A 26,773-nucleotide genomic window follows, 5' to 3' on the forward strand; every position below is an offset into this window, starting at 1 on the left:
CTCCTTTTTTATACTGCTACTAGATAGCTAGGTGCTTTCAATCGGGAGATTTCCCGTTCCTCTCCTTGTAAAATAAATAATAGAAAAGCGACAAACTCATTTAAAAGTTTGTCGCTTGTTTTTTTATATTTTTTTTGTATTGTTAATAGCTCTTATGATCACTTTCGAAGTGTTCACCCTCCACTATTTGATCAATGATTTCACCATCGAATAAAAATTTGAGTCGGTCAAAGACTGAAAAACTTTTAATCTTTTGAAGTTGCTGCTTCACATTATCATTTTCTTTCTTTAAATTATCTGCTTTGGTTTTGTATTCGTCTTTATCTGCTTTTTTAGCTTCCTCTAACTCTGTATGAAGCCTATCTAGCTCTGAATTACATGATTGCATTTTTTCTTGTAATTCAATATAGGTTACTGATAGTTGTTCTTTCTTCTCCTGATATAGAGTTAATTGTGTCGCTAACTCTGTTAATTCGCTTTGTATCTTATTTTTATGTTTCTCCAATTGGTTGATCTCTCGTTCAAAGTTAGCCATTTTAATATACCTTTCTTCAAATTCTTCTAGAACGTTAGTTTGATTAATGAATTCTCCATACAGAATCGTTGATTCTTTCTTTAATTCACCTACAATGCAAGTGACCAACTCTCTATCTGAATAATAGTTATACTCTTTTATCAGTTCCTTTATCTTTTTTGGAACCTTCACTTCAAATACTCTAGCACCAATTTTTTCTAATTGAGCAGTTTTAAATTCATCAACCTTGTGTGTTACTTTTACTTCTATTGCTAAGCAACTATTCCAACCATAAAACAAAGAATATGGAAATGTACCATTCAATTGCACCAATATATCGATTCTAAAGTACTTTTCTTTTTCAAGTGCTTCTACCATATATTCAACATGACATTCTTTTATATAGAGAGTTATCGGTCTTTCTACTTTTTGATTGTAAGGGGCTATTTTTATTTTTCCAATTTTACTAAGCCCCTCTTGAAACAATCGGTGTTCTCTCGTCATTTTTTTAGGTTTATCTAGAAATTCAACTTTTTCGGTTGGATAGTAATGAAAAGAAGGAGTCTTCTTATTCCTCGAAACAAATACCCTTCTTTTATATTTTCCTTTACTATCATAATAGATAGACTTTTCAGTATCACTCTTTCTTTCAATTGCTTCTACAGCACTGATAAGTTGGAGCGTGCCATCTACAAAAAGATACGCAAATGCTTTCTGTACTGCCATATTTTCACCCTAGTCATTTTTCTATTATTATATCAAAGTTCAAAAATATTTACATCAAGTAATCAAGCTTTTTAAAAAAAAGTCTTGCATATGAACTAAGGTATCGATTGGATAATTTGAACGAATACGATTTGAATACACAAATTCTAAAGTAGAACCATACAACCTATGATAAAGTAACCTTTCTAACCATGAATCTTTTTCAGAATCTTCAATAAAAATGATTGCGCTCGTCTCTTCATACATAGAAACAAGATATGTGACCAATCCTTCATCATAGTCATTTTCTATATCCAATCGATTCAAGAAAATCACTTCTGTTTTCTCAGAGATTTTTTCATTAAATGTACCTGATTCTCTTACATTTCTATACAGATCTGCTGTAGAAATAAACTCATTACCTAAACCACAAGATATTTTTCCTATTTCGACAGTATTGAATCGTTTAGGATAATCTGTACTTACTTGTTTTAAATCTGATTGACTGACTCCTAAGGAAAAAACATTATACACCTGAATAGATCCGCAATAGATACTGATCAAATAAGATACATAGCTATCTTTTCCATAAAACAATTCAGTCTTTTTTCTGACTGGAAACATTGCCTCCTCCCCCCTTTACATTTAGATAACCACTATGATCCCTCTATTGGATCGTATGATCCGAGTATAGGAAACAATTTGAACTCGCCCACTGGGATAGATAATCCCAAAAGTCTCTATTTTCTGCTTTGCACCAGACCGCTTGTAATAGACGTCTGAACGCCGTAATATACTAGATTTAACAATATACAGACTCGTTTCACTCTTTCTTTGATAGGCCCTTTTCGTATCCAATTCTCGCTGAATGAATCGATTCGGCACGAATAAATAGCCTTTATACGCTTCTAAATTCAGGTCGTCAATCGTTACACGCTCCCTTTCATTCGTTCTGGTCATGACTTTTTCCTTTCCTGCATAGTAAAAAAGCGATAAACCTTATCGAAAAGTTCATCGCTTAAATATAGTAATAGTGTTATGCTAATTCGGCTTCTGCTTTCTTTGATACAAAGAAATACCCCACAACCGTTAAGATCATTAAACCGATCATAGCGAATGTTGATTGAATCATTTCACCTGTACTAGGGAATGATCCTTTTGTTGGAGTACTTTGTGCTGGTGTAGTTGGTGTTTTAGGTGTTTTTGCTGTTACTGTTTGATCTTTGTTTGTCAAATCGTAATGACGGCCCACTTCTTTAGTCTTTTCTTTATCCTCATAGATAATGTGAGTCGCTACCAGTTCTTGACCGTCTTTCAATGTGTTCTTTGGCAAATCAAGGAAAACTGTAAATTCTTCTTCTTTAGAATCAAACTTACGTTGGTGTTCTTCTTTTGAAATGACCGTTCCTGTTACTGAGTCAATATATTGTGTTAGAATAGTTAATTCTTTATTTGTTGGAACATTTGAAGCTTTCACTTTGTCTGCTAATTTGTTATCAACCGTAGGATCAATTACTTTCCCTCCGTCAACAGTAGCAAACAATGTCTCAATCTTCAATTCTGGTTTTGTCCAGGTAACCGTTTGGTCTTGGTCATTAAGATCATCATGCTTAGCATATTCTTCTTTTTTCTCTTTATCGTTGTAAAGATACTCTAAAAATACTGTTTTTGTATTTTCCTTAATTGTATTTGCAGGAATAAAGGTTTCTACTACATGAGTACCGGCTTGTTTGTCAAATGTAATTTGACCTTCAATTTCTTTAATAATTTTTCCAGTGCCTACTTCAACTATTTTAGTTACTAGCGTTTTTTCTTTTCCTACTTCTACGCCTTCATAATGAATGCTATCGTAAAGAGTGTTATCTACTGTAGGATCAAAATCTTTCTCGCCATTTTCGCCATGTGCCTTTGTTCCAATCTTAGGCATAATTGGCATATTTTCCCAGTCAATAGTCATATCTTGCCCGTCAGTAACTGTAACAATACGTGTATCTGTATCTCCAGTTACTTGTCCAAATCCATCCGGACGTTTTACTTCCGTAAATGTATACGTAGCTGTTCCTTTGTCAGCTAACACTTTCAATAATGAACCAGTTGTTTCTGTTGTTAACTTGAATTTCACATCATTTGTAACACCTTGAACCAAGAATTCTGCCCCAGCCAAGTTTAATCCAGATAAATCTAATGCATTTTTTTTGTTAAAAGTGATATTTGTTGTTTTTAGTTCATTATCAATTTCGCCCTGATCAAACAAGACTAATTTTTCAGTATTGTTTCCATAAGGGATAGAAAATTCTGTTTGAACAGCCGAAGGATCACGGTAGTTTTCAGGCGTATTAGTTTCCACTAATTTGTATTTATTTTGACTACCAATATACAGTTCTAAATTTGAACTACCATTTCCGTCTTTATCTGTGACGATATGATCTACTACTTCTCCTTGCTTACCTACAATGGTCTTACCATCAGGTAATGTGTGATCATTTACTCGAACAAGATCAAACTCACGGTTGGCCACAGGATTTCTATCGTATATTGGTTTACCTGCTTCCCATGTTTCTTGTGGATTATAAACTTCTTCAAATTTTTGGAAGATTAGTTTTCCTTTTTGAACCTTGTTTTCGATTGCAACTTCGATTGTTTCGCCAGCAACGATTGTAAATTGGATTGGCTTATCTAAAGCTACATAACCAGCTGGTGTTTTCACTTCTGTTACTTCACCAATTGTTCCAAAATCATAGTCTTTACTTTCTGCAGTATATCCATCAGCTTTCGTTTCAAGTTCTAATGTTTCACCATTAGAAAGTTTCACTACAAAACCGACAGCTTCCATTGGAAGATTGCTGATTTCTGAAGTCTTTTTCAACTTGAACTTTCCTTGTCGTGCAAAGAATGTCGCTTGAACATTTTCTACCTTCAGCGGATCTTTCAACCAACCTGCTTTGACAACTGATTGGGCATCTACATTTACAGGTTCAAAAATCAAAGCAGCTGGATTTTTTTGATTTGTGTTTACAGTGAAATCTAGTTTTTTAGTGTAATTCGCTGGAGCTTTTAATCGGAATTTCACATCTGAAGAGACTGTTTTTGTCCCTGATTGACCACTAAACGTTTGACCATTATCAAGTTCCACAGTTACTTCTTTATCAAACTCATTTGTTGGAATATCGTATGTGACATCATGACCATCTGACACAGGTGTATACCAGTCAGTAATTTGTTGTTTATTTTTTTGATCAAACGAAGCTGTTTGAACTTTATTATTTATTGAGAATTTTCCAGTTGGCGCATCCTTATCTTTCGCTTTTTGAAGTAAGAAAGCTACATTTGGATCAGACGTAAGAACTGGTTGTGTTAAATCAACTCCTTGATAGCTATGCCCTAGATATGCATTTAACGCCACAAATACATCTACGTAATTTTCATTCGGTTGATCCCACCCTTTTTGAAGTGCGTAATAAAGAATATTGTATACTCCTTCATCATGATATACTTTTTTAGCGTATTCTACATTAACTGGAAATGGACTATCAGGCTTGATACACCAAACAGCTCCAGATTCTTCACCAGTAACATCAATATATGGAGTTGAAATGTACATCGTATCACTATAATATTTTGTTAGCTTTCCAGTACTATTACCGATTTCTCTAAACAACGAGATCATTCTTTGATTAAATGTGATCTGATCACCCTCAGCTGTAAATCCACTAGAAACTAATGGTTGCGACGCTAAAAAGTTATCAATCGCATTGTTTGTTGGCGGAGCGATTGAAATTTCAGGAATTTGTACTTCTTGAACTGGTTCACTTTCATTTGTTGCTTCAACTGACGCTGAATTTGATTCCTCAGTAGTTGATTCGGTCGTCTCTTTGATACTAGTATCTTCTGTACTTGGTGTTCCTTCTGTCGCTAGCGCTTGAATAGGTGTTAACGCTACTTGTCCTAACACCATTGCTGTTGTTAAAACAGTTGCACATTTGCTAAATACTTTATTGAATTTCATAAGTTCTCCTTTTTATAGAATAGTTTTTTTAATGGATAGAATTTAACTTTTTTTGCTTCGCAGGTGATCGGATCGTTTTCAATTTAAATTCCTCTCTTCCTCAATAAAAAAAGCCGATTAAGTATATGTACTTAATCGGCTTACATCTTTAATATTATTTTTTTACCATCCACCCCATTCAGTAGTTCCACCACTTAAAGGGTTATCTTCCGAACCTTGAATGTCACTCATGTCAACATGACTTGATCCATTGCCACCATTATCAGCTGGTTGCTGTGGTGTAGTTACAGGTGTTTCTTGTTGTGCTGGTGCTTGATTCTGCGGTTGTTGGTAATTTGTATCCGCATTCCCTTGCGATACATAACCGCCAGTATCAACATTTCCACCTGCTCCGGTGTAATCAGCTGAAGCAGCCGCACCTTGATCGGTTGCCGCTTGTGTGTCTGCGGTGGCAACCACATTTTGTTGTTGCTGTGATTGATCAACAGCTGCTTCTTCTTTTACTTCTGCTTGTTTTTTCTCTGTTTCAGCTACCTTTTTATCAATAGCAGCTTTAACTTTTTCCAGCTGTTCATTTAACGCTTTTTTAGTTTTAGTATTCTTGATTTTTTCTGTTTCTACTTTGGCGATTTCATAAAGCTTTGTATCAGTAGAGATTACTTTATCTTCTTTAAATACTTTGTTAACGGCTTGTTTCGCACTATTAATTTGCTTTAGCTGATTTTCTGCATTCATTACTAATTCAGAAATAACCTTATCAAACGTTGTTTGGTTTTTGTCTTGTAAAAAATCTATTCTTACTAATTGAATAGGCCCCTTTTTCAAGTCGTCTGCAATCGCTAAGTCTTTTGTTACTTTGGATCCATTCAAGGCCATACTCTTGTCGTCAAACTGATAAAGCTTGTTTACTGCATTTTGTGCTGCATAATTCTTTTCAATTTTTTCTAATAGTTCTTTGGTATCAGTTTCTTCACTAGCATAAGTTTCTCTATTCAGTTTCTTTAGGTCGATTGAAATAGAAGATACTTTTTTAGTTGCTTGATCAAATTCATCTTGTAATTCCTTAATTTTCTCACTAGTCACGTCTTTAGCCAGGAATTCATTGTCCTTTGAATCCAATAATTTGTGTAATTCTTTTGTTATATCCCTTAAAGTACCTCGTTCTTTATCTACAACTTTTTGAGCGTCCTCTATTTTTTGTTTTGATTGACTGTTCGCGTAAACACCGCCCCCAACTGCAAATACTGCGATAACTCCAACACATGTAATCATCAATTTCGTTTTTGTTCTTAACTTTTCCATTTCTAAATTCCCACCTTCTTTTTTATATAAAGCCCTTCTCTTTACGCCATGAATGTAAAGTTGTACTACTTATATTTAAATGAGACGCAATTTGTTTGATAGGTACTCCTTGACTTCTCAACCGGTGATATTCTTCCTCATTAATTGTTCGTTTTGCATAATCAGGAGAATATTTAATGAGCTGTTGACCAATAGTCGTTATTTGTTTATATAATTCTGTTTCAGGCTTTTCATGCCACTTTGGATCGATCGTCATTAAAGCCAACATTTCTAACCGTAAACGCTTTTGTCTATCTTTAAACGCCATGTTCTCACTTCTTTACCGTCTATTTTTCACTGATTATATCATAATGTAGTTAATCAGTAACATGCCTTTTTGTTCATTCTATATAGAATTATTTTCTTGCGTACTTTCGTCTAATTTTTTAAACGTAAATAATTGTTCGATCGGCACGTCAAACACATCAGCTATATCATGTGCTAACAACAATCCTGGATTGTATCTATTTCTTTCTAATTGAATAATTGTTTGACGTGATACCCCTACCTTGTCGGCTAACTCTTGTTGAGTCATACGTTTTCTTGCTCTCCACACATGTATACTTGCTTCAAATTGACTATTTTTCTGTTTAGACATTTTGTCATTCCTCCATTTTTCTACTTAAATACTGTTTGAATCAATCTTTATAGGTATTGTACCTCTTTTTTATTTCTTCTAAACACTTTTTGTTTACCAGTTTAACAGGACTAAATTATTTGCACGTTTTATAGCAACCGTAAACGTAAACTCTAGCAAAGCAGGATATTTTGCTCCTATCATCGCAAAATCTTTGCATGTATGTGACACACCCGTCTCTCGACTCTGGCAATTTCTCAAACCCTTTATAAGTCACGCTGATTGATTTGAGGGGGCGTCCTAAACCCAATAAAACTATTCAATTAGTTAAAAGATTGCGATACAATCAATCCATTATCGATTGACAGTACTAGAACCTTTTGGTGTAAAGCTATTTGCTAGAAAACTAGCAAACAAAAAGTGTTTAGTTTGATCCACTACTGAAGCTGTTTTTTCTTTTTTCCATATTTTTGATAACAGTACATTTTTTCTCTTTTAATCCAATTGTAATATTCAAGTGCTTCTTGTTCATGGTAAGCTCTAAGTTCTTTACTCATTGGTTTATACCTTGATATGAGTGATCTTTGCCAAACGCTATTATCTTTTGCAACTAAGGAGGCTTTTTCTGTAGTTCTAACAGCTACGATCTTTCCTTCAGAATCAAACACTAATTTAATTTGATCATAGATTTTGGGGATCTCAACCGCTGAACCCAAGTCTACAAATTGCTGTAGTCCATTTTCGTAGGTAATTATTTGCCTGAAGGCCTTTCCTTTACATATCCTGTAAAAATGACGGTTGAACAACTGTACTCTACCACTTTCAAGTCGTAGAACTATTTTTTGTGTAAGTGTCATTCTCTGTTTCATAGTTTTCTCCTTCCAAATTAGTTTTGACAAGCTAACGAGCAACAAAAAAGAGGGTGAGACACATTTCACTGTATCTCACCCTCCACTGTTACAACTATCACAACCGTTATCTATTACAAATACTTTAAAGAAAAGCATACGCCTACAAAACGCCCTCACTTTTTGATATAATGAGGTCACGAAATTTCCCGTACTAGTTTTGAAATAGAAAAACTAAGTTTTTCTATCTTTTTCCCTAAAGTATTGCTATAATAGGACGTTGTGACACTAGTTGCAACAGGGAGCCGCGGACAGTTTCATGTGGTGCTTACATGAGTCTGTTCAAACTGTAATTCCGTTTGACCTATTAATTGGATTGCCGTCCTTTTAGTAGGGAGGAATTATAGTTTTGGCTCTTATTCTGTTGTTCGCTAACTTCTCAAAGCTAACTGCACTATTTCTCTAATTTGTGTCTAAACAATATCATAATATTTCTTAACTTGCAACTAATCGTTACATTTTTTAGACTAATACAACTACAAATAACGGTACAATAACCAATGCAACCAATGTCATTCTCTTTCCCCCTAGCTTTGTTACTTACATTACAAAATAATTATTCTGTACCACAAATTTACCATACATAGCTGAAAAAACAATACGTTATACGAAATTGATATAAAAAAAGGGCATATTTCCGCCTTTAGTAATATATTTATTTCTTTCGAATCAAAATTTATACGTTTTTTATATAAACTTAAAAAAGGAGTTAATTACATGAATATAGCTGAAACTTTAAAATTTTTTCGTCAAAAAAAGAACCTTAGCCAATCTGAGGCAAAGCCTAAAGATATGAGTCAGCCTGCTTACTCAAGTATTGAAAGAGGTGACCGTTCTATAACCATGAAGGAACTACAAGAATATCTTGACAATACAAGTATCTCTCCAAATGAATTTTTTTCTTTTTCAGATTTCGACAAGAAACAAAATGAGTTCAAAAAAGTTTTTTATACCCTTTCAGCTAGTGTATCAACAAATACTGATACAGCAGCAAAAAAAGAGTTAATAGATTACTACAACTTTTTTAACGAAAACAAATGGACTAATCAACGATATTTAGCAAATTATATCTCTATAAAACACTTTTACAGCCAGTATCTGAATGAAATAGAACAGTTTAACTCTATTGAACTTGATTTAATATTTGATAATTTATACAACAAACAATCTTACTTTTACTATGATTACCAAATACTTTCAAGTGTAATTGGCTACCTACACCCTGCAAAAGCGGAAAATATACTAACAAAAATGATTCCACTTAGTTATATAAATCAACGTGATACAGCCACCATTTCCCAAGCTTATGCTGCTCTTAACAACATTATTTCAGTATCAATTTATTCCAATATGTTCAAACAAGCCAAACGATACCTTGAAATCGCTGAAAAAAATAATATGGGATTTAATGAATATAAATTCAAGCTAGACCTAATGTATCTTGAAAACTTATTACTCTACTTAGAAACCGGCAAATCAACCTACCTATCAAAAATTGATGAGTACAAAGATATTATTAAAAAACTCGGAATGACTCACCATTTAAAACAAATTGAAACAGAAATGAAACTACTGACTTTTGAAAAAAACCCACAAAAACTCCTAGAAAAATACAATGTAACATTAATGACCCCTTCAGAATACAACATCAATCAATAAAGATAAACACAACATACAAATCCCATTGTTGTAGGGAAGCCGAATTTCTCTACAACAATGAAAACTCCATGCATCAATTCATCAGAACATAACCATAAAAAGAAATTGCCCTCTCTGCTAACCTCTATACCGTAAAATGTAAATTCTAATAATATGATTTTAAAACGTTGAAATCATAAAGCTTTAAGATTCATATAAGAAATCTTAGAGCAAAAGTTCGTTCCATTTGATATCGGAAACCCTAAAGTAAACTAAAGCATAAAATGTCAGTCTCTTAATACCTGCTCCCCCTGTAAACAAAGGAGAAAGTATCCTAGATATAATGTATTGGCAGTGTGCATGTTTAAAATTATCCAGGCTCCCATAGATTTGTTTGCTTCCTAACTAGCCCTATTTCTTTGCTTGTTGCTGATGGTTCAAACAACTTAGCTAGTAGCATATCTGCCTCTTTAAAAAAGGTTCTGATCGCGTTTTTATACGCCTTTTTAACCGTCTGATTTACTACAATCACGGTGCGAATTAGCGCTTTTCTTGTTGCAACCACTAACCCACCGCCACGACCGGATCTCACTTTCACAAAAATTTTGCCTTCTGTTTTTAACTCATTGATTGCTTTATCTAGTGATCTCTTTGGTATACTCTTATCCTGGTATTTTATAGCTGCTTGCAGTTCTGCCTTTGTTAAATCAATTTCTGGTCTGTATCGATAGCATTGTGTCTCTAGGTATTCTAAAATATCTGTTTTCCATTCATGAACGTGCGATCGTTTGCGTTCTGATCGATCTTTTTTAAACTTATGCCATGCTGTACGCTTTTGTGTGAATAATTGATCTTCAGAGAGTGATTCTAAGCTCCAGTTAGACAGAAGCTCTAGTACATAGGCTTTATTAGCACCTCTGTAACGTCCCGAATACGCACTTCTAACGATTCTTTTTACTTCAGTATCTTTCATTGATCGATTCAATTTTTCGTTTAGCTCGTCTAAAAAATCATAACATTCTGATCGTTCTTTTTGTGAAGAATAGCAAGCCAATGCAAGCGTAAAGAAAGCATTGTTTCTGCCTAAATGCCCTTTTCTACCGATGATTTCCGGATTTTTAAGCAGCACGTCGACCCATTTTTCTTGTATTTGCTGTACTTCTTCAGTTACTGAAGGTAGTAGCTGAAGAAATGTTTTTTTCTTAGTGGCAGCCGGTTGATATTTCATTGACCATGAGATCAGTTGCTGCATGTCATAGGTCATTGCATGATAGAAATAAGCAATATTATCAGTACGTGGTATACGAGCAATACCAAAATGGTTACAGCCTAGATCAACTGAAGGTAATATTTCAGCAAAGGCTCTCCGAAGATTTTCCGAAATCCGTTTGGCCACTTCGATCGACGCATAATTATTTTTTGAAGAAATATACCAAGCACTCTCTAAAATAAAGTATGCCTGATAGCCCCCAGGAGTTTTTAAAATCAGCGTTGGGATCAAATCTAAATCGAGTGCAGCATCAAGGATCATTTGATAATCTAGTTTTTCCCCTGGTGATCGATCAAAATCAATTAAAAAAGCATTGATCTGTTTTAAATTCTCTTCAGAGTGTCCTTTTACGATCGTTCTGTTTGGATCTGTATAGGTGCCGTAACTATAAACATTTGGTGTCCAGTGTGTAAAACAGTCTTCATTTTCCCACAATGCTTCTTCTGAAGTGAGAACGATCCCACGTGAAGCTGTCATATTTTCTTTGGATCTAAACCCAAAAATAGCACCCTTTTCCCCTTCAGGTTGCTGAATAAATGGACGTAGCTTACTATTTTTATATTTATATTGTCTTAATCCCCCCTTCAAAAGGGTAGCATAAATAAGATTTAGGTCTTGATCCAGTAAGTTCATTTTTTGGGTTCCTTTCCAAAAAAAGAGGACACAAAATAACCTTTGTGTCCTTACGAATACGGGATTCATCAATTTTATCACCAAAAAACTAGCCTAACAGCCATTTTTGCGCAACAAATAAGCCTAAATCTATTGTATTTTTTGTCAAAATTTGCTATAATATACTCAATAAAGTGAAGGCGAAAACACTTATCAAATTAAAATTTATAGAAATTGAGACTAAGGAACACATAATTTGGGTATGTGATTTCTAAAAATTAATCTGACTACCAATCAAATTAATTTTAGGTCTCTTTTTTATTTTAAAATTAGATTAACTCAACTCTAAAATTTTGTAAACTGTTTTTTTATTTTATAATTCCAACATTTCATCGATTCTATTTCTAAAATTTTGTAATTCTTCGTCCGTTCTAATACTTAGGATGGTTGCTCTAGCTTGTTCTAAAGCATATTCGTGCTTTGATAAAACAAGCTCATATTTCGCAGTAATCATTTCTTCTAATCGATCCAAAGCTTCATTTCCGAAACTCCGAGTTCCATTATCAAATTCTCTAACATAACTGGGAGAAAGTCCTATTGCTTTTGAAAGCTCAACCCTACTTACATAATAGTTTTTGACCAGAAACTTTAATAAAAATCGATCATATTCATTTCTAAACTGCTTACCCCCTTCTTCCATAACTTCCCTCCTTTTGTTGTTACAAACAACAACAATTCACAAGATTAGATTACCACAAAAGTTAGTTGTAATCAATTCTAAACCATCTTCTATTTTCTTGCCATTCCAAAAAATGTATTGGTAATAGGCTTTATTAGCATTATTAATGTAATACATTACTATTACTAATCTATTTTTTAAAGTTATACAATAGTAATACTTTATTATTACAGCGTTATTACACATTTTTAATTCCATTTCCATGTTCGTTGTTGTTTTTAACAACAGATTATGGTATTCTATTTTTGTAAGTAACACAATCTATTCTTAATAGTAATATATTATATTTATACAAAATTACTTTTAAAATTAATCTATATGAAAGAAGGAGAGGAAAATGGCAGTAGGAATTACCGTTGCAGCAAACAAAGGTGGAGTTGGAAAAACTCTTATCACTATTAATATCACAGGCGCTCTTAGAAAGGCATTCCCAAACGCAAGAATTCTTGTTGTTGATACTGACGCTCAAGGAAATACTACGAAATCTTTTAGAGTAAAAGTAGCTAATGATCAAAATACAATTTATGATGTTTTTATGGGGACTGCTTCAGTTGAAGATACGATTGTTGGTACATATGATAGTAACATTGACGTTCTACCGGCTAACTCTGATAATAACTATCTAGAGTTTGATAAAATGGAAGAATTTCGAGATACAATTTTGGAATGGTTCGTTTCACTAGTAAAGAAATTTAAAAACAATATTTCTGAATTAATGACTATTGAGGGGCTTAAAAAGAAAATGACAAACATCATCGATCCTAGTGCTAACTATTTTAATGCATTAGCTGGATCATTTGATAATGTTCAAGAAGAATATGACTTCATTATTTACGATACACCGCCTGAGCTGAAGCAAGTTACTTCTTCTGTACTTTCCATTGCAGACGTGGTAATAGTACCTTATGAACCTGACTTGAATGGTGTTGACGGGGTTACACACTTAATTTCAAGAGTACTGACACTTAAAGAAAAATACAATCCAGAACTCAGAATTGGTGGTGTTTTAGCAAACAAGGTTTACAATACTAATCTGCATGCAAAAATGATTAATTCAATGATGAAATATACTAATCGGAACAATTATCATTATTTTGATACTGAAATACCAAGATCTATTACTTTTGCTGACAAATTAGTTAGGAATGGTCTACCGATTACAATGAACGACCCAAACAACAAATTTGCTCAAAATTTTTACAAGCTAATTACTGAAATGAACAGACTTGGTTTATTAAGTAAAGACGGGAAAACATTAGAGATACCTGTACAATTATATCAAGAAAGTGAGGTTGAAGAATAATGGCTAGAAGAAAAAGAGCAGCTGGAAACTTTAACTCTGCATTTGACGAAGAACTAGAAAATGTAGAGACTCCAGAAGACGATCTCCAAAATGATACTCAACAGAATCTATCCAATGAAACTGTCGTTGAAGAAGATCTATTGTCTACTAATGAAGAGACTCCTACAAAAGAGACGATACAAGAAACTGTGCCCTCTTCAGAAAGTTCAAATAAATTTGGGTTGGTTAGAGAAACTCAGAAGCACCTCTCAGAAATGATACCAAGAACTTATAAGCTACGTCAGGACACTGTTGATTCCCTAGAAAGCCTTGTTTACAAAGATAAAAAACGCAGTAGAAAGATACCTGGTACAAAAGGTTTTATCTCCGATTTTGTTGATAATGCAATATGGCAACATTTTCTTCAACTAGGGCTTATTACAGAAGAGGAAGCTAACAAGCATGTTAAGGATTACAGTAAATACCCCATTAATATTGATAATTTTAATGACTACATGAACGAAATTGAAGAAGACTATTAATAGTCTTCTTTTATTATATTTGCAAAGGTAATGTATTACTAATATATTACCTTTACAAATATAATAAAAAGAAAATAGAACGTATTTCTACACTTTTTTAATCAACACAACAATCAGTGCAAATACACTGATATTCACTAACGATTTACATTTTCATCATCTCAAGATCTCCTCACTTAAGCCATAATCAATTTTGATTAAGATATTGCTAATTAATTACTAAAGATAATATATTTACAATGGTAATACATTAGTAATATATTGGTATTAGAAAGCCATTCAAAATTTGGAACCCTCCTACATTTATCATAGCTATAAAAAAGCTGTTTACACAGTAAAATACAGTCAAGATACAATCCTCTTGCGAAACCGAATATATTTATAATGGTAATATAATAGTAATGTATTACCTTTATAAATATATTTTCTTGATAATCATTTCGTAGTTTTACTCTATCCACTCATTATCATTGAAATATTCGTTAAACGCAGCATCTATTAACTCTTGATCAGATTCATTATTAACATCAACATTATTAGTCCCGAAAGGAGACTCCTCTAGAACGTCTGGATCTTCTGACCACTTTCTAAAGTCATGTATCTTAATATATCGTATATCCTCGTAATCCAAATAGTGATCACCAATCATTACTACATCTAAATCACAAAAGCCTCTGAAATTCCCCCATATAGGCTCCTTAACGCGTCCCAATTCGTCTAAGCTATTTAGTTGTATCTCTAATATCTTATTATGCTTTATTGAACGTTCTAGGCAGTATTCTATGTACTTCCTATCTTGTTGAGGAATACGTTCTAAATCTCTACTAGACTCAGCTGAAGACTCCTTGATTCCTTCTTGTAGTTCTCCAATAGCAAAAGCCGTATCCCATTTATAAGCCATCCCACGATCACGATATTCGTTATAATCAAAAAACTCTTTTTTTGTCCTTTTCATCATTGCACCCCAACATTTCCGCCAGCGTGTCCGGCAACTAATCCTGATCGAGATACTGCGGTCGCACCATCAAGTAGGGAAGAAGCATGTATCAACGATTTAAACCCATATTTTTTCCGGATAGTATCGATTAAAAAGTCTAAGCGTTGCTCACTAAATTCTTCTTCGGGATCTGAAAATAAATCCAGCTGAAGGGAATCCGTTTTTGCTAGTTTTGAGTATGAAATACCAACGTGTCGTACATCTTGGTCGTTGTATTCTGATCTAAAAAGTAGAAGTACATATTCAGAGAGGATCTTAGTATTGTTTGATAACGGTATTTTCATTTGTTTGCGCCATCCGGATCTACCTTGTCGGTCAATATATCCTTTTGAATAGCCGACTGATACAGCTACACATCCCGTTTTTAAATGACTGCTGCGTAACCTGGTAGCAACTTGATCTGCAATCTCTCTTAAAACAAGCTCCAGCTGATCTTGCCGAGTATAATCTCTTGGTAGTACCTGGCTATTGCCTATTGACTTATCAACTTTGGCAGCTGGCTTTCGTTGGTCCAAAAAACTACGATCGATTCCCCAGGCGTGTGCATACAGCTGTAAGCCCATCACACCAAATTCTCTTTTCAATCGATAGGGATCAGCTTCAGCAATTTCTTTTATAGTCCTGATACCCAACCAATTAAGCCGCTTAACAGTGCGAGTTCCAATACCGCAGAACTCAGTCATTGGGTGGATACTCCAAACTTTTTCCTGTAGGTCCTCATAACGCCACTCTGCGACAAAATCCTTGCTGTGCTTTGCTCCATTATCCAAGGCAAGCTTGGCCAACAGAGGGTTGTCACCAATTCCTACTGTTACATATATACCTGTTTGATCTTTTACTTTGTGTTGGATCAACTGAGCCATTTCATAAGCATTTTTACAGCCAAATAATTTAAGTGAGTTCGTCACATCAAGAAACGATTCATCGACGCTAAAGACGGCGTGATCTTCGTCTGCTACAAATGATTTATAAATTTGATTGATCTCAACGTTTTTGGCCATATAGTAGGACATTCGAGGAGGGACAATCAATAGGTCTTTATGGTACGGGACTTCGCTTGACCGTGTTACATTGGAAATACCTAATACTTTTTTGGCAAGGGGAGAAGCAGCTAATACTAAACCACCTGAATTCTCTGCACCGCTCATTACTATCAACATTGTTTTGAGAGGGTGTAAGCCACGTTCCACACATTCCACGCTCGCATAAAATGATTTACAATCTATACAAAGGATATCTCTACTAGGCTCTTTGCTGTAGTCAAATTTCATTTACCTCACCTTTTTTATACTGACATTGTACAACAATTATACGAACATTCGTTCTTTTTGTCTAGCCTCAGAAACTCTACCAAGAGAAAAAAAGACTTATGCATTCGGCATAAGTCCATTACATTTCTGATTTATGAGTCAAACTACGCTCTTTATCAAGTCCGGCATTGATTCTTTTAGATAATCTTCAGCAAACTGATCATCGTACAACCAGCGATCGATCGTCTCTCTTTCTAAAATAACCGGCATACGATTATGTATTGCTTCGATTGATTTATTGGCTGCTGTTGTCAAAATAATACTTCGGTTTCCATCCTCGAATCTCTTGTAAAACCCTGCTAAATAGAGAATTTCAGAACCTTTTTCTCTGAAGAGGAATTTTCTTTTCTCCTGGTCCCACTCATAAAAACCGGAAGTGGGGAAGACACAACGGGTGTTGCTAAATGCTTTAGCAAACATTTTCTTTTCAGTGACTGTCTCTGATCGAGCATTTATGATTGATTGAGACTCTTTAAACCCATGAAAACCCCAAGCCATCGCTTCGACATCGATATCGTGATCAGACGTGCCGACTAGTAAAGGGACTGTGTTCGTTGGAAATATTTCTCCAGTCTTGATCTCCTGGTTCTTTGCTTCTATTTTCTTGATAATCTCCTCTATCTCTTTAGAGTCTTTAGGATCTAACAAAAACCTTCCACACATAAAAAAATCCTCCTGTCTGTAGAATAACTTATCATCATTCTACAAGCAGAAGGGGTGATTTGCTAAAATCTTGATTTATTGCTATTTATCAGCGACAAAGTAACCAAATGCTTCCTTACAATCTTAAATATTTTCAATTGAAAACATACAACCCTACTTGTCTAGTCGAAAATTTGAATCCGGTTCATATAAAACTTTTCTTTTGACAGTGCTTCCAAAATGTTTTACTATCAAGTTAGAATGTACCTACCAGTATATTCGTCATAATCATCATGCCGTCTTTGTCGTCGAAGACGGTATTTTAACATATTTTTGTAGGGACTCCTATCAAACAAAAACTTATAAAAATATCGATAATAGATAAAACATTATTAATTCCTCTCTCCTCATAATGAAGAGATTTTTTTGATAATATTAATACTCCAGTACATTTCAACTGAATCGTTTAGGTGTTGCTGTCTTCGCAAAAAAAGGCAAAAGTATATGCTATAAAGCTTGAAAAATTTAAATTTAACTAGTTAGGGTGTAACTGCAAGGAGATAGTTTATAGCTATCTCTTTGTTTTTTTGTTGTTGTCTTTTTTCAATAATGAACATTTTTTTCTTTTTAGTAATATTTTTATCACTTGCACATAGTTTCATTTAAATTACATAAAGAAGTTGTGTTTGGAACTATCTATTGTCTATATTTTTTTGTAGAGCGTTGATTGTGTAGAAATACTTTCTTCTACGCCAGTATAATTAGAGGGAATAGAATACCAAGCTCAGTCCTAGGAGTGAAACGAAAGTCTTTTTCTTAAAAAGGTATCTCTTCAGTGAGTAATTATTTTTTGCATAAAGAGAACTTCTATAACGAATAAACATTTAAAAAAAGCTATTAGACAAGTTAGTAAAACAAGCCTGAAAGGCTAACGCTAATATCGGAACCTCCATGTTTAAATATATTACCATAAGTAATATTCTACTAAAAGAACAACCTTTATACAGAAAAGAGTCTTAGAATAGTCGTATTATATATCGTTTTCATGAAAAAACGATATATAATACGACTAATTGTTTAGGGAATAGGAATCAATAGGCAAATTGTTATCATATAAAAACGTGACGTGCGTTTGAAAATGTAAAGGAGAACGTTTAGAAATGGAAAAAATAAAAAAATATATTTTACTAGGAATGTTTGTTTTCACTGGAGCTGTTTGTTTATTTCAGAATGATTCTAAAATATCTTATGGAGCTGATGAACCAGAGTCTTATGATTACGAAGCTCCATCAATAATTAATTCAGATGACCCGAGTACAAGAAAGGCAATAGCAAGTCGATCGATAGAGAGTCAGAATATATCTATAAAGTACTTATTAATAAAAATTAAAGATACAAGCTCAGAATCATTACCATTTCCAGATTCTGAGTATCGAATTTGGTATACAAGAAATGTAAACGGTATTAATAAGATATTTATTATCCATGAAGGAGTGACTAATAATAGAGGGGAGATTAACGATGTTATTCTACAAAATATTCCTTCTGATGTGACCACTTTAAACATTCGAATGATCATGGGAAAAAGCACAAGAGGATATGTTCAAAATACCAGCAATAAAACGTATGGTGTTGTTTACTCTCTTAAAGTACCAACAGATCGAACGATTGATATCAATACTAGCTCTACATTTGGTGTAACGGCAGAACAAAAATTTTACGCATTTCTATCTGCAAAAATAAATTATTATTTCTATGATTCTCAAAGAGAGCTTAAGGATATTGTAGACTTTGCAAAAGGTATCGATGAATCGAATATAGAGTTAAAGTACAGTGAACCAATTAATATTATTTTTGAAAAAGGTTTTGAAACAAATAAAGGAAGTTATTATAAAGGCTCCGGGCATAATAACTCAAATATTCCAGAAATAGTTATTGCGGATCAAGTAGCGACTAAAGATCAACCAGAAATATTCAAAACAGCTAATATCAAACATAATATTCTTCATGAATGGTTACATTACCACATGGGTAAAAATGCAGATATTCAAGCAGGAGCATATATAGGACATTATGGATACAATTCAGATTTTAGAATCAGTTATAAAGAAGGTATCTGTCTCCTTTTTGGAGATATGTATGCATACGATTATCATTATCCTTATGCAGGCTATGAAACGATTATTCAACGTCTGCCAAAAGCAAAAGGACGTTCAACAAACACAACAGTATATTTAGTACTAGCCGATTTGGTGGATACAGAGGCAACAAAATCAAGTGATGAAAATGTAAGTGTCGGTCGGAAATATAGAGATGTGAAAAAAAATGGTTTAACTGACTATGAGGAACGTCGGTTGAATCTGGGATTAATGTATAACCTTGCTATGAAAACAAAGCCAAAAACAATGGCACAGTTTCTTACAGCATACCAACAAACATATATCTATAATGGAAATGAGTCCGAGAAACAAGATTTTAAAGAGCTTCTTGAAATTAATACACTGTCTATCAAAAACAATAACTTTACGTTAAAACCTGATCCAGAATCAAACGATTATAGTATTTCCTTAACGGAAGAAGATATTATTGCTGGAGAAAAATGGTAATTCAAACCTGAATATTGCATGTTTACTTGTCTATATGCGGAGATGTTTGGACCATAAAAATAATTGGCTGAAAAGAGGAAAAAATAATGAAAAAAGTTAATTTTGTAATTGTGTTTTTATTATTAATTGTTTTTGTATCATTCATTACTTTTTTAGATCAAATGTATTCCTTTCTAGATAGTATTGCATATATTCTTATTCCTAGTAGGGAAGAAGAATATATCTCTGTCAATTCAATTAATAGAGATCTGATTCGAACAATTCCAATGATGCTATTTACAGGAGTTACTGCGATTTTTGCATTTAAGAAAGGACTACAACTGTACAATAAAGGAAATTAGGCGTACTGAATAAAGAGCAAGAACAGACAAATTTCAAGTCTAGGAATTATTTTAGATAAAGGTGAACATCGATTTATGTTGATAAGTGAATTATCTAGAAAAAAAGGTTGAATAGTTGTAGTCAATCCCCCGACTGTACAAAAACTTATTTATAATTTTTTTGTATGTATAGCTCTTATGCATTACCCTCTTATACCCAATTTGGACCCTGTTATTCCTTTCCTATATCGAATGACAAAATATATTGTTATTCTGTTCAATGTACAAAATATAACATTTGAGAGGAGTTTTTTATTTTGATTAATTATGATGTCATTATTGTAGGTGGAGGGCTAGGCGGTTTAACAGCAGGTGCTAGACTTTCGAAAGAAGGAAAAAAAGTATTATTACTAGAACAGCACTTTATTGTTGGGGGATGTGCAACTGCATTTAAACGAAAAGAGTATGTAATGGATGTTGGGCTACATGAAATGGACGGATTAAATCAAGATGATACACTGAAAAATGAATTATTTAGTGTTTTGAATTTAAAAGAAAGAATAGATTTGGTGAGTATTCCAGAACTATATGAAGTAATTTTACCAAATGGAGAGAAGTTAAACGTCCCTCATGGTGAAATGCAACTTAAGAATTTTCTTGTATCACGTTATCCAGAAGATGTTGCTGGAATAGACCTGTTTGTTAAAACTATCAAACAAGTTCAAAAAGAGTTTGGGCGCATACCTACAGAGGGTATTAAAAGAACTTTAAGTTTTCCGATTATGCCACTTTTTATACCATACTCAGTTAGTACTTCATCTATTACTGTAGGTGATTGGATGGATCGGCATATAACTAACGAAGAATTAAAATTAGTTTTAACCGCTAATCTAGGGTATTACTCTAATGATCCATATACGATGAATATGAATTATTTTGCAGCTGCAAGTGCAGGATACTTTTTGGGAGGTGCATGGTATATAAAAGGAAGTGGGCAAAAACTTTCTGATGAACTTGGGAAAATTATAGAGGAGAATGGTGGGCAAATCCTTACTAATAAAAGAGTAAATAAAATATTAGTTAATAATACTCAAGTATTTGGGGTGGAATTTGAAGATACTTTTAACAATTATGGAAAAACTAGAGTGTATGCTGATGCTGTTATATCTAATGTTGCACCAGAAATAACAGCTAATATGTTGCCAAGACCATTAAGTAATAAATTAACTATAAAAACAAAAAAATTTAATCCTGCAACAAGTTTAATTACGATTTATTTAGGATTTAAAAAATCTAATTTAAAAGAATATGGAGTTAAATCTTATTCAACATTTATTCAAGGTAATAAAGTAAACAAGCTGAAAGATTTACCTGCAAGCTACGATGCATATTTTGATAGTGATAATAAAGGATTTGTTTTTGTTGATTACGGACAAATTGATTCACACCTTGCACCTGAAGGAAAAACCTTTGCTTGTATTTGTACAACGGATAAATTAAGTAATTGGGAACATTTATCTCCAGAAGACTATAAAAAAGAGAAAAAACGAGTTGGAGAAGCCCTATTAGAAAGATTAGAAATCCATTATCCAAATATTTTAGAAACTTTAGATTATATGGAAGTTGGAACAGCTAAGACGATTCAAAACTATCTTAAAACCCCTAACGGAACTCCATATGGGTATGATCAAACTATTAAACAAGGGCCAATAAAAAGACCACATTTGAAATCACCGATCAAAGGATTATATTTTGCAGGAGCTTGGTCTTTTCCAGGAGGAGGGTTTACAGGAGCCTTGGCAAGTGGGAATATGTGTGCAAAACGAGTTTTAAAAACTTCCAAGTTCACTGATAAAACTATCGTAACATTAGAAGATCAAAGAATAGTTAAACTAATAAATAAAAAAGAAATTGCCAAAAATACTATTGAATTAACTATTGAAAAGCCACGTAATTTCCACTTTGTACCTGGACAATATGTTGAGCTTAAAATAAATCATCCAAGATATGTTGATTTAGATGTATCACATAGAGCCTTATCAATAGCCAGTCATCCGGATGAAGAATATTTAAAATTCACAATGAAATATAGTGATTCTTCTTACAAAAAATCAATTAGAGAAATGAATATTGGAGATCAATTTACTATTTTTGGTCCAATGGGTGATTTCAGTTTGAAAAATATTCAAAAAGATATTACATTCTTAATTGCAGGAGTTGGTATTACGCCAGTCATCCCAATGTTAAAAGAATTATCTAAACAAGGGTATGATAAAACAGTGACTATTCTTTATACAAATTCTTATACGCAAGATATTGCATATGGAGAAGAATTATCTAAAGATTTTGGATTTGATATTAATTTACAATTTATCACGACTCGAGAGTTAGGTGGAGAAAGAATTAGCCTTACAACTTTGACGGATAATATTAAGTTTATACAAAACAATGATTATTATTTAGTCGGAGGAAGAATTTTTGGTGAAACTATGGCTGCTTTATTGGAGAAATTAAAAATTGAAAAAGCTAATATTTATGCAGATAATTTTTATTAATGGCCGATAATCAAGAAATGATTGGATAAATATCAATAAAGTAGACAGAAAAAAAGAATATTTTAGTCGAATTGCCAATAAATTTCTTCTTTCAAATTTGGAAAGAAGAGGTCAATTGCTGAACATGGTCTTCTAAGATTATAAAATTCCTCAATATATTTAATCGTATTTTTTATAATTGGACATACGTTATCTTCCGTACGTTTTTGTGTCTACTTATAAACAGTATATCATTAATAAAACTGTCTACTTTATTAGTATCTATCCATATATACTCAATTGTAAATAATAATGAATAAAGGAGAGATAGCAGTGTAACTGTTTTTATAAAATATGTATAGTTACACTGTGTGCTAAGTTATATGAATAATGTGCCTATATATTTAGATGTGTCTACGGAATTTGAAGACCTTGAAATTGTAATTCGAACCAATGATAGAAAAACAGGGGAACAGCTTCGACAGTATCTAGGCGAAGTTAGGCGTAGAAAAATAAAGATACAGATTAAAGGCAGCGTTGTTATTATTTATGAGGACAAGATTCTTTTTGTTGAAAGCTATCTGAAGAAAATAAATATTGTAACTGCTAAGGAAACATATGTAATAGATGGGCCTATGTATGTTTTTATGGATATTTTAAATGACATGCATTTCCGTCAAGTTTCTAAATCAATGTATATCAATGTTCAATATTTAAAAAAAATAGAAAAATCGTTTTCAGGAAACTACGTGGGATATTTGAAGGAAAGTTCGCTTCAAATATCTATTTCTAGAAGATATGTAAAATCTTTATTTGAGTTTTTAAGGAGCGTATATAGATGAATCGTTTTCGTATGTGTATTATATATATGGGGATTGGAGCGATATTTTTATTAGTATATTATGGACTAACGGGTGCTATCCCTAAACGGTCTGAAATTATTGTAACACTTGTTGCTAGTTTTACATCGGGACTCCTTACTTTTATTTTGTATATCGAGAAATTGAAGTTTAACTATGCTCTTATATTTCATTTTTTTGTTATGTATAGTTTGTGGACCATAACTAGCCTGTATAATCGATGGGTATCTATCTCCAGTGTAGATTTTTTTAAGCACTCTTTAATTTTCATAGGTATTTATGTTCTTGTTTGGTGTATTATATACAGAATAGAACAAGCAGAATTACAGCGAATAAATGATTTTTTAAATCAGTAGTTGAATGCATATGAGACGATAAAAGCGTAATTTATAGCATGAGTGGAGTAGTCTTTACAGATAAATTTAGAATATTCATCGATTACTGATACATCCCAATTCATGAACAGATGAACTATAGAACCGAAAGACTGATTGAGAATTAATTCTGGTCTGTTATGTACTTTCAGAATTTACGGATGTCAATTTTTTCTTTATCACATTTTTAACAGCTACATTACCAAGGAGGGAGCTTCTTATGGATAATATCAAACAATTTTTAGTTGATGCAAAACAAAATACATATGCGAATAATACTGGCCATACTGGCAGCTCACGTCCAAGCAGTTACGATTTGAAGTATTTTCAAGGTGACTTTGTTTATTTGGATTCTTATGTAGGTACACATTCTTTTTCGGGTCAAGAAATTATCTGGTATAATTCAAAACCTGTATGGTCTATGAATTATTATGGCGACGTTCTGAGCAGTGATTTTAAAAGTTCTTTTTTGAAGTCTGCGCTTATGTTTCCGAGTTTGGAACTTCCTTGTAGAGGGAAAACATTCTATCGTCAGGATGATTACACATATATTATGGAAGTTGATGGTGAGTTCAATAAGTTTTCGGGTTCAGAAAAAATCTTTTTCAAAGACTTATTAACCTACGAACTATTTTTCCATGGTGGAAAAATAATTGATAACCATTTTGATTACTTGGGATGAATGACTGATAACAAAATACGCTACCTTGAAATTGTCTGTACCGGAAAACAATTTCAAGGTAGCGTATTCAATTTGTAAATCATAGCCTTAATATATTCTTCTGAAATAGGTATCATATCAGTGCGTTGGGGTAGGCACTCCGGTATCAATCCATTCGTTCCACTTTACTTCTTGTTTTTGTATTTAGCCAATACTCAAATAGAGCTACTAATACCCCGAAAAGTCTCCATAGTAATTTTAATTACGGCTCTTTGTCAATTAATATTGTTAAAGGATATCAATTAGTATTATTCCTAGAGAAATTTTTTCTCAAATCTTTATGTTCTTTGCAAAGCGCTGATCCTGTAGAAATAATGTTTTTGCATTATTAAAAGAACTACTGTAATGAATAAATATTTAAGATAATTATTAGCCAAGTTAAGTAAGAAAGCCTTAAAAGTCAAGGTGAATAGCGGAGCTACCATGGATGCGCGCATTACTAAAAGTAATATATATATAAATGTAATGTTCAGCGGCAAAGAAAAGTATATATAGGAAGGGCCATTTAGATAGCTTCTCGCATGTCGTTTTTATAAAAAAAAGATATACAATATAACTAGCTAGGGGAATAGTATTCAATAAAATTCATTGTTTCCATACAAAATGAGTTTTTTATAAATAATAAATGGAAATTACAACAATGGGAATTACAGATGAAAAAAATAATGGATGAGATGATAAGAATAGAAGAAGGAGAAAGCTATGAAAAGGAATATTTTATTAGGATTATTCTTGATGGGTTTAATAATAGTAGGATTAGGATATGTTAAGGATTCAAGTAATATTTCAGCGAATGAGACAACAACGAGTCAATCGACGGCGAATGTCACAGAAACAACGGAAGAATCATCTACGGACAAGCAAATCCCATATATACCACGCCCTAACCCACGAGCCGACTATGCAAATTATTGGTTTATGTCTTCATACACACCAACAACATTTAACTGGCACGCAGATTTTCCAGATGCATTTTGGTACAACGTTTACTTCGCTAAAGGAGTTACATCCTTAGCGTCTGGAGACGATGGCAAACAAAACTCGTGGATCGATGGACGCGTTGATATGACACAAGATCCGCAGAACGGGTACATCATGATGTCCGCCGATACCTCAACCGGGCGTTCATTCGAGGTTAAATTTCAGGCAGTACGATATACGCTAACCTTTAATGGAAACGGACACACGGGAGCAACAATCCCAGCTAGTAGCAGTCAAATCGAGAGTGAAGTCATTTCGTCGATACCAACGAACGGTCCAACCAAAACCGGACACACATTTGCTGGGTGGTATAACGCAACAAGCGGGCGTCGTATATGCCTCCAGGAAATTTAACGCTGTACGCGAGATGGACGAGAAACAACTACACGCAATCGTTCAACGGCAATGGACACACAGGAGGAACGATACCAGGAACTAGAACAGTAGCATACGATGCCACAAGTACGGTCCCGGCGGGACCAACCCGAACGGGATACACATTTGTTGGCTGGTTCGGTGGAGCGAATGGCGCATCAGGAGCGCAACTCACAACGAGTTTCAAACAGTTAGCATATAACATAACGTGGACCGCAAGGTGGCAGGCAAACACATATACCGAATCATTTTATCGTTCAAAGGTAGTACCAAATACAGCAGGTTACAATGACCATACAAAACCCACAAATAAATGGCTAGAATCATTAACTAGTCTGACACGAACGGTCACCTTCGATCAGACTTACTCTGCCCCGGTGTATACGACGCCACCAGGTTATACATTCTTAGGGTGGTATGAGGATATTGGAACCATAGCAGATGCATCAGGCGCAAAAATCGGGGAACAATTTCCAGCAACTCCGTATGCCTTTGGGAAATTCACCAATGCCGGCAACAAAGCAATACACTATTTACTGAAACCAAATAAATATGCATTGACACTAGATTTCAATGGGAATGGAACGGGCCCCCGAACGCAGGATGTGTATTATGATAGTGAGTATAATATAAATGGATCATTTCCATATCCAAAAAGGATAGGCTATATTTTTGAAGGGTGGCATACTGCAGCAACAGGAGGAACAAAGGTAACTGATACAGAACTATATACGGCGACAAGTGATACTACCTTGTATGCACAATGGACAAAAGATCCGTATGCTATTCGGAAAACAGATGATCCAACAGAAGACATAGAAATAGATGAAACAAAAGACAATGCGGTAATCTTATCAGGCAATAAAAATGAGTTGAGAATCGATTACGTCCCAAGCTATGATTTTAGACTAGATAAAAA

The 26,773-nt window shown here is 33.7% G+C and carries 24 protein-coding genes; 11 read left to right on the forward strand and 13 right to left on the reverse strand.

The genetic code is table 11. The features are described 5' to 3' along the window. Window positions 1-142 precede the first annotated feature (142 nt). From BCR25_RS05195 to BCR25_RS05230, 8 genes are all read right to left on the reverse strand, one after another. Window positions 143-1,240 (reverse strand): hypothetical protein, encoded by a 1,098-nt coding sequence (locus tag BCR25_RS05195; RefSeq protein ID WP_069662557.1) that lies wholly within the window; start codon window positions 1,238-1,240, stop codon window positions 143-145. A gap of 54 nt (window positions 1,241-1,294) precedes the next feature. Continuing rightward, window positions 1,295-1,843, reverse strand: coding sequence for a hypothetical protein (locus tag BCR25_RS05200; RefSeq protein WP_069662558.1), 549 nt, complete (start codon window positions 1,841-1,843; stop codon window positions 1,295-1,297). Between the two features lie 21 nt (window positions 1,844-1,864). After that, on the reverse strand, window positions 1,865-2,179 hold the full coding sequence (locus BCR25_RS05205) for a hypothetical protein (protein WP_069662559.1): 315 nt from the start codon (window positions 2,177-2,179) through the stop codon (window positions 1,865-1,867). Between the two features lie 76 nt (window positions 2,180-2,255). Further along, window positions 2,256-5,225 carry a SpaA isopeptide-forming pilin-related protein gene (locus BCR25_RS05210; RefSeq protein ID WP_069662560.1) on the reverse strand — a complete coding sequence of 990 codons (2,970 nt, stop codon included), beginning with the start codon at window positions 5,223-5,225 and terminating at the stop codon, window positions 2,256-2,258. Window positions 5,226-5,387: 162 nt separating this feature from the next. Further along, window positions 5,388-6,527: a V-type ATP synthase subunit I domain-containing protein gene (locus BCR25_RS05215; RefSeq protein ID WP_069662561.1), complete on the reverse strand. Its 1,140-nt coding sequence runs from the start codon at window positions 6,525-6,527 to the stop codon at window positions 5,388-5,390. Between the two features lie 22 nt (window positions 6,528-6,549). Then, entirely contained in the window at window positions 6,550-6,834 is a 285-nt protein-coding gene (locus BCR25_RS05220; RefSeq protein ID WP_069662562.1) for a hypothetical protein, read from the reverse strand. Between the two features lie 78 nt (window positions 6,835-6,912). Then, window positions 6,913-7,164, reverse strand: a complete 252-nt coding sequence (locus tag BCR25_RS05225; protein WP_069662563.1) for a helix-turn-helix transcriptional regulator — start codon at window positions 7,162-7,164, stop codon at window positions 6,913-6,915. A gap of 416 nt (window positions 7,165-7,580) precedes the next feature. Continuing rightward, on the reverse strand, window positions 7,581-8,012 hold the full coding sequence (locus tag BCR25_RS05230) for a hypothetical protein (RefSeq protein WP_069662564.1): 432 nt from the start codon (window positions 8,010-8,012) through the stop codon (window positions 7,581-7,583). Between the two features lie 756 nt (window positions 8,013-8,768). On the opposite strand from BCR25_RS05230, the gene BCR25_RS05235 reads away from it, so the two are divergent. Then, a complete protein-coding gene (locus BCR25_RS05235; RefSeq protein ID WP_069662565.1) occupies window positions 8,769-9,710 on the forward strand; it encodes a helix-turn-helix domain-containing protein in 942 nt (313 codons plus the stop codon). Window positions 9,711-10,059: 349 nt separating this feature from the next. Here BCR25_RS05235 and BCR25_RS05240 read toward each other — a convergent pair whose 3' ends face one another. Together BCR25_RS05240 and BCR25_RS05245 are read right to left on the reverse strand one after the other, a co-directional pair. After that, window positions 10,060-11,592, reverse strand: coding sequence for a primase C-terminal domain-containing protein (locus BCR25_RS05240; protein WP_069662566.1), 1,533 nt, complete (start codon window positions 11,590-11,592; stop codon window positions 10,060-10,062). A 352-nt stretch (window positions 11,593-11,944) separates the two neighbouring features. Then, the gene (locus BCR25_RS05245; protein ID WP_069662567.1) at window positions 11,945-12,271 is read right to left on the reverse strand and encodes a helix-turn-helix domain-containing protein; all 327 of its coding nucleotides are present in this window, start codon (window positions 12,269-12,271) and stop codon (window positions 11,945-11,947) included. 376 nt (window positions 12,272-12,647) lie between these two features. Here BCR25_RS05245 and BCR25_RS05250 point away from each other — a divergent pair, with 376 nt between their 5' ends. Together BCR25_RS05250 and BCR25_RS05255 are read left to right on the forward strand one after the other, a co-directional pair. Continuing rightward, window positions 12,648-13,613, forward strand: a complete 966-nt coding sequence (locus BCR25_RS05250) for a ParA family protein (protein WP_069662568.1) — start codon at window positions 12,648-12,650, stop codon at window positions 13,611-13,613. Beyond that, entirely contained in the window at window positions 13,613-14,134 is a 522-nt protein-coding gene (locus tag BCR25_RS05255) for a hypothetical protein (protein ID WP_069662569.1), read from the forward strand. The genes BCR25_RS05250 and BCR25_RS05255 overlap by 1 nt, the downstream gene beginning before the upstream one ends. A 448-nt stretch (window positions 14,135-14,582) precedes the next feature. Here the strand turns inward: BCR25_RS05255 and BCR25_RS05260 are convergent, their stop codons facing one another. From BCR25_RS05260 to BCR25_RS05270, 3 genes are all read right to left on the reverse strand, one after another. Beyond that, window positions 14,583-15,089, reverse strand: a complete 507-nt coding sequence (locus BCR25_RS05260; protein WP_069662570.1) for a hypothetical protein — start codon at window positions 15,087-15,089, stop codon at window positions 14,583-14,585. Next, window positions 15,089-16,402 carry a Y-family DNA polymerase gene (locus tag BCR25_RS05265; RefSeq protein ID WP_069662571.1) on the reverse strand — a complete coding sequence of 438 codons (1,314 nt, stop codon included), beginning with the start codon at window positions 16,400-16,402 and terminating at the stop codon, window positions 15,089-15,091. Before BCR25_RS05265 ends, BCR25_RS05260 begins: the two co-directional genes overlap by 1 nt. Before the next feature lie 138 nt (window positions 16,403-16,540). After that, complete coding sequence (locus tag BCR25_RS05270; protein WP_069662572.1) at window positions 16,541-17,104, reverse strand: SOS response-associated peptidase; 564 nt, start codon at window positions 17,102-17,104, stop codon at window positions 16,541-16,543. A gap of 1,139 nt (window positions 17,105-18,243) precedes the next feature. Here BCR25_RS05270 and BCR25_RS05275 point away from each other — a divergent pair. From BCR25_RS05275 to BCR25_RS05310, 8 genes are all read left to right on the forward strand, one after another. Then, window positions 18,244-19,689: a hypothetical protein gene (locus tag BCR25_RS05275; RefSeq protein ID WP_069662573.1), complete on the forward strand. Its 1,446-nt coding sequence runs from the start codon at window positions 18,244-18,246 to the stop codon at window positions 19,687-19,689. Between the two features lie 86 nt (window positions 19,690-19,775). Continuing rightward, entirely contained in the window at window positions 19,776-20,030 is a 255-nt protein-coding gene (locus tag BCR25_RS05280) for a hypothetical protein (RefSeq protein WP_069662574.1), read from the forward strand. Between the two features lie 296 nt (window positions 20,031-20,326). Continuing rightward, the gene (locus BCR25_RS05285; protein ID WP_069662575.1) at window positions 20,327-22,564 is read left to right on the forward strand and encodes an FAD-dependent oxidoreductase; all 2,238 of its coding nucleotides are present in this window, start codon (window positions 20,327-20,329) and stop codon (window positions 22,562-22,564) included. Window positions 22,565-22,926: 362 nt separating this feature from the next. Next, entirely contained in the window at window positions 22,927-23,385 is a 459-nt protein-coding gene (locus BCR25_RS05290) for a LytTR family DNA-binding domain-containing protein (RefSeq protein WP_069662576.1), read from the forward strand. Between the two features lie 11 nt (window positions 23,386-23,396). Beyond that, complete coding sequence (locus tag BCR25_RS20950) at window positions 23,397-23,759, forward strand: DUF3021 family protein (protein ID WP_379975251.1); 363 nt, start codon at window positions 23,397-23,399, stop codon at window positions 23,757-23,759. Between the two features lie 238 nt (window positions 23,760-23,997). Further along, window positions 23,998-24,459 carry a DUF5680 domain-containing protein gene (locus tag BCR25_RS05300; RefSeq protein ID WP_069662578.1) on the forward strand — a complete coding sequence of 154 codons (462 nt, stop codon included), beginning with the start codon at window positions 23,998-24,000 and terminating at the stop codon, window positions 24,457-24,459. A gap of 741 nt (window positions 24,460-25,200) precedes the next feature. Beyond that, window positions 25,201-25,833, forward strand: a complete 633-nt coding sequence (locus BCR25_RS05305; RefSeq protein WP_069662579.1) for an InlB B-repeat-containing protein — start codon at window positions 25,201-25,203, stop codon at window positions 25,831-25,833. Then, on the forward strand, window positions 25,815-26,773 hold a 959-nt coding region (locus BCR25_RS05310), incomplete at its 3' end, for an InlB B-repeat-containing protein (RefSeq protein WP_211272487.1). The genes BCR25_RS05305 and BCR25_RS05310, both read left to right, overlap by 19 nt.

Origin of the sequence: Enterococcus termitis (assembly GCF_001730305.1) — a bacterium.
In the GTDB taxonomy this organism is placed as follows: domain Bacteria; phylum Bacillota; class Bacilli; order Lactobacillales; family Enterococcaceae; genus Enterococcus_L; species Enterococcus_L termitis.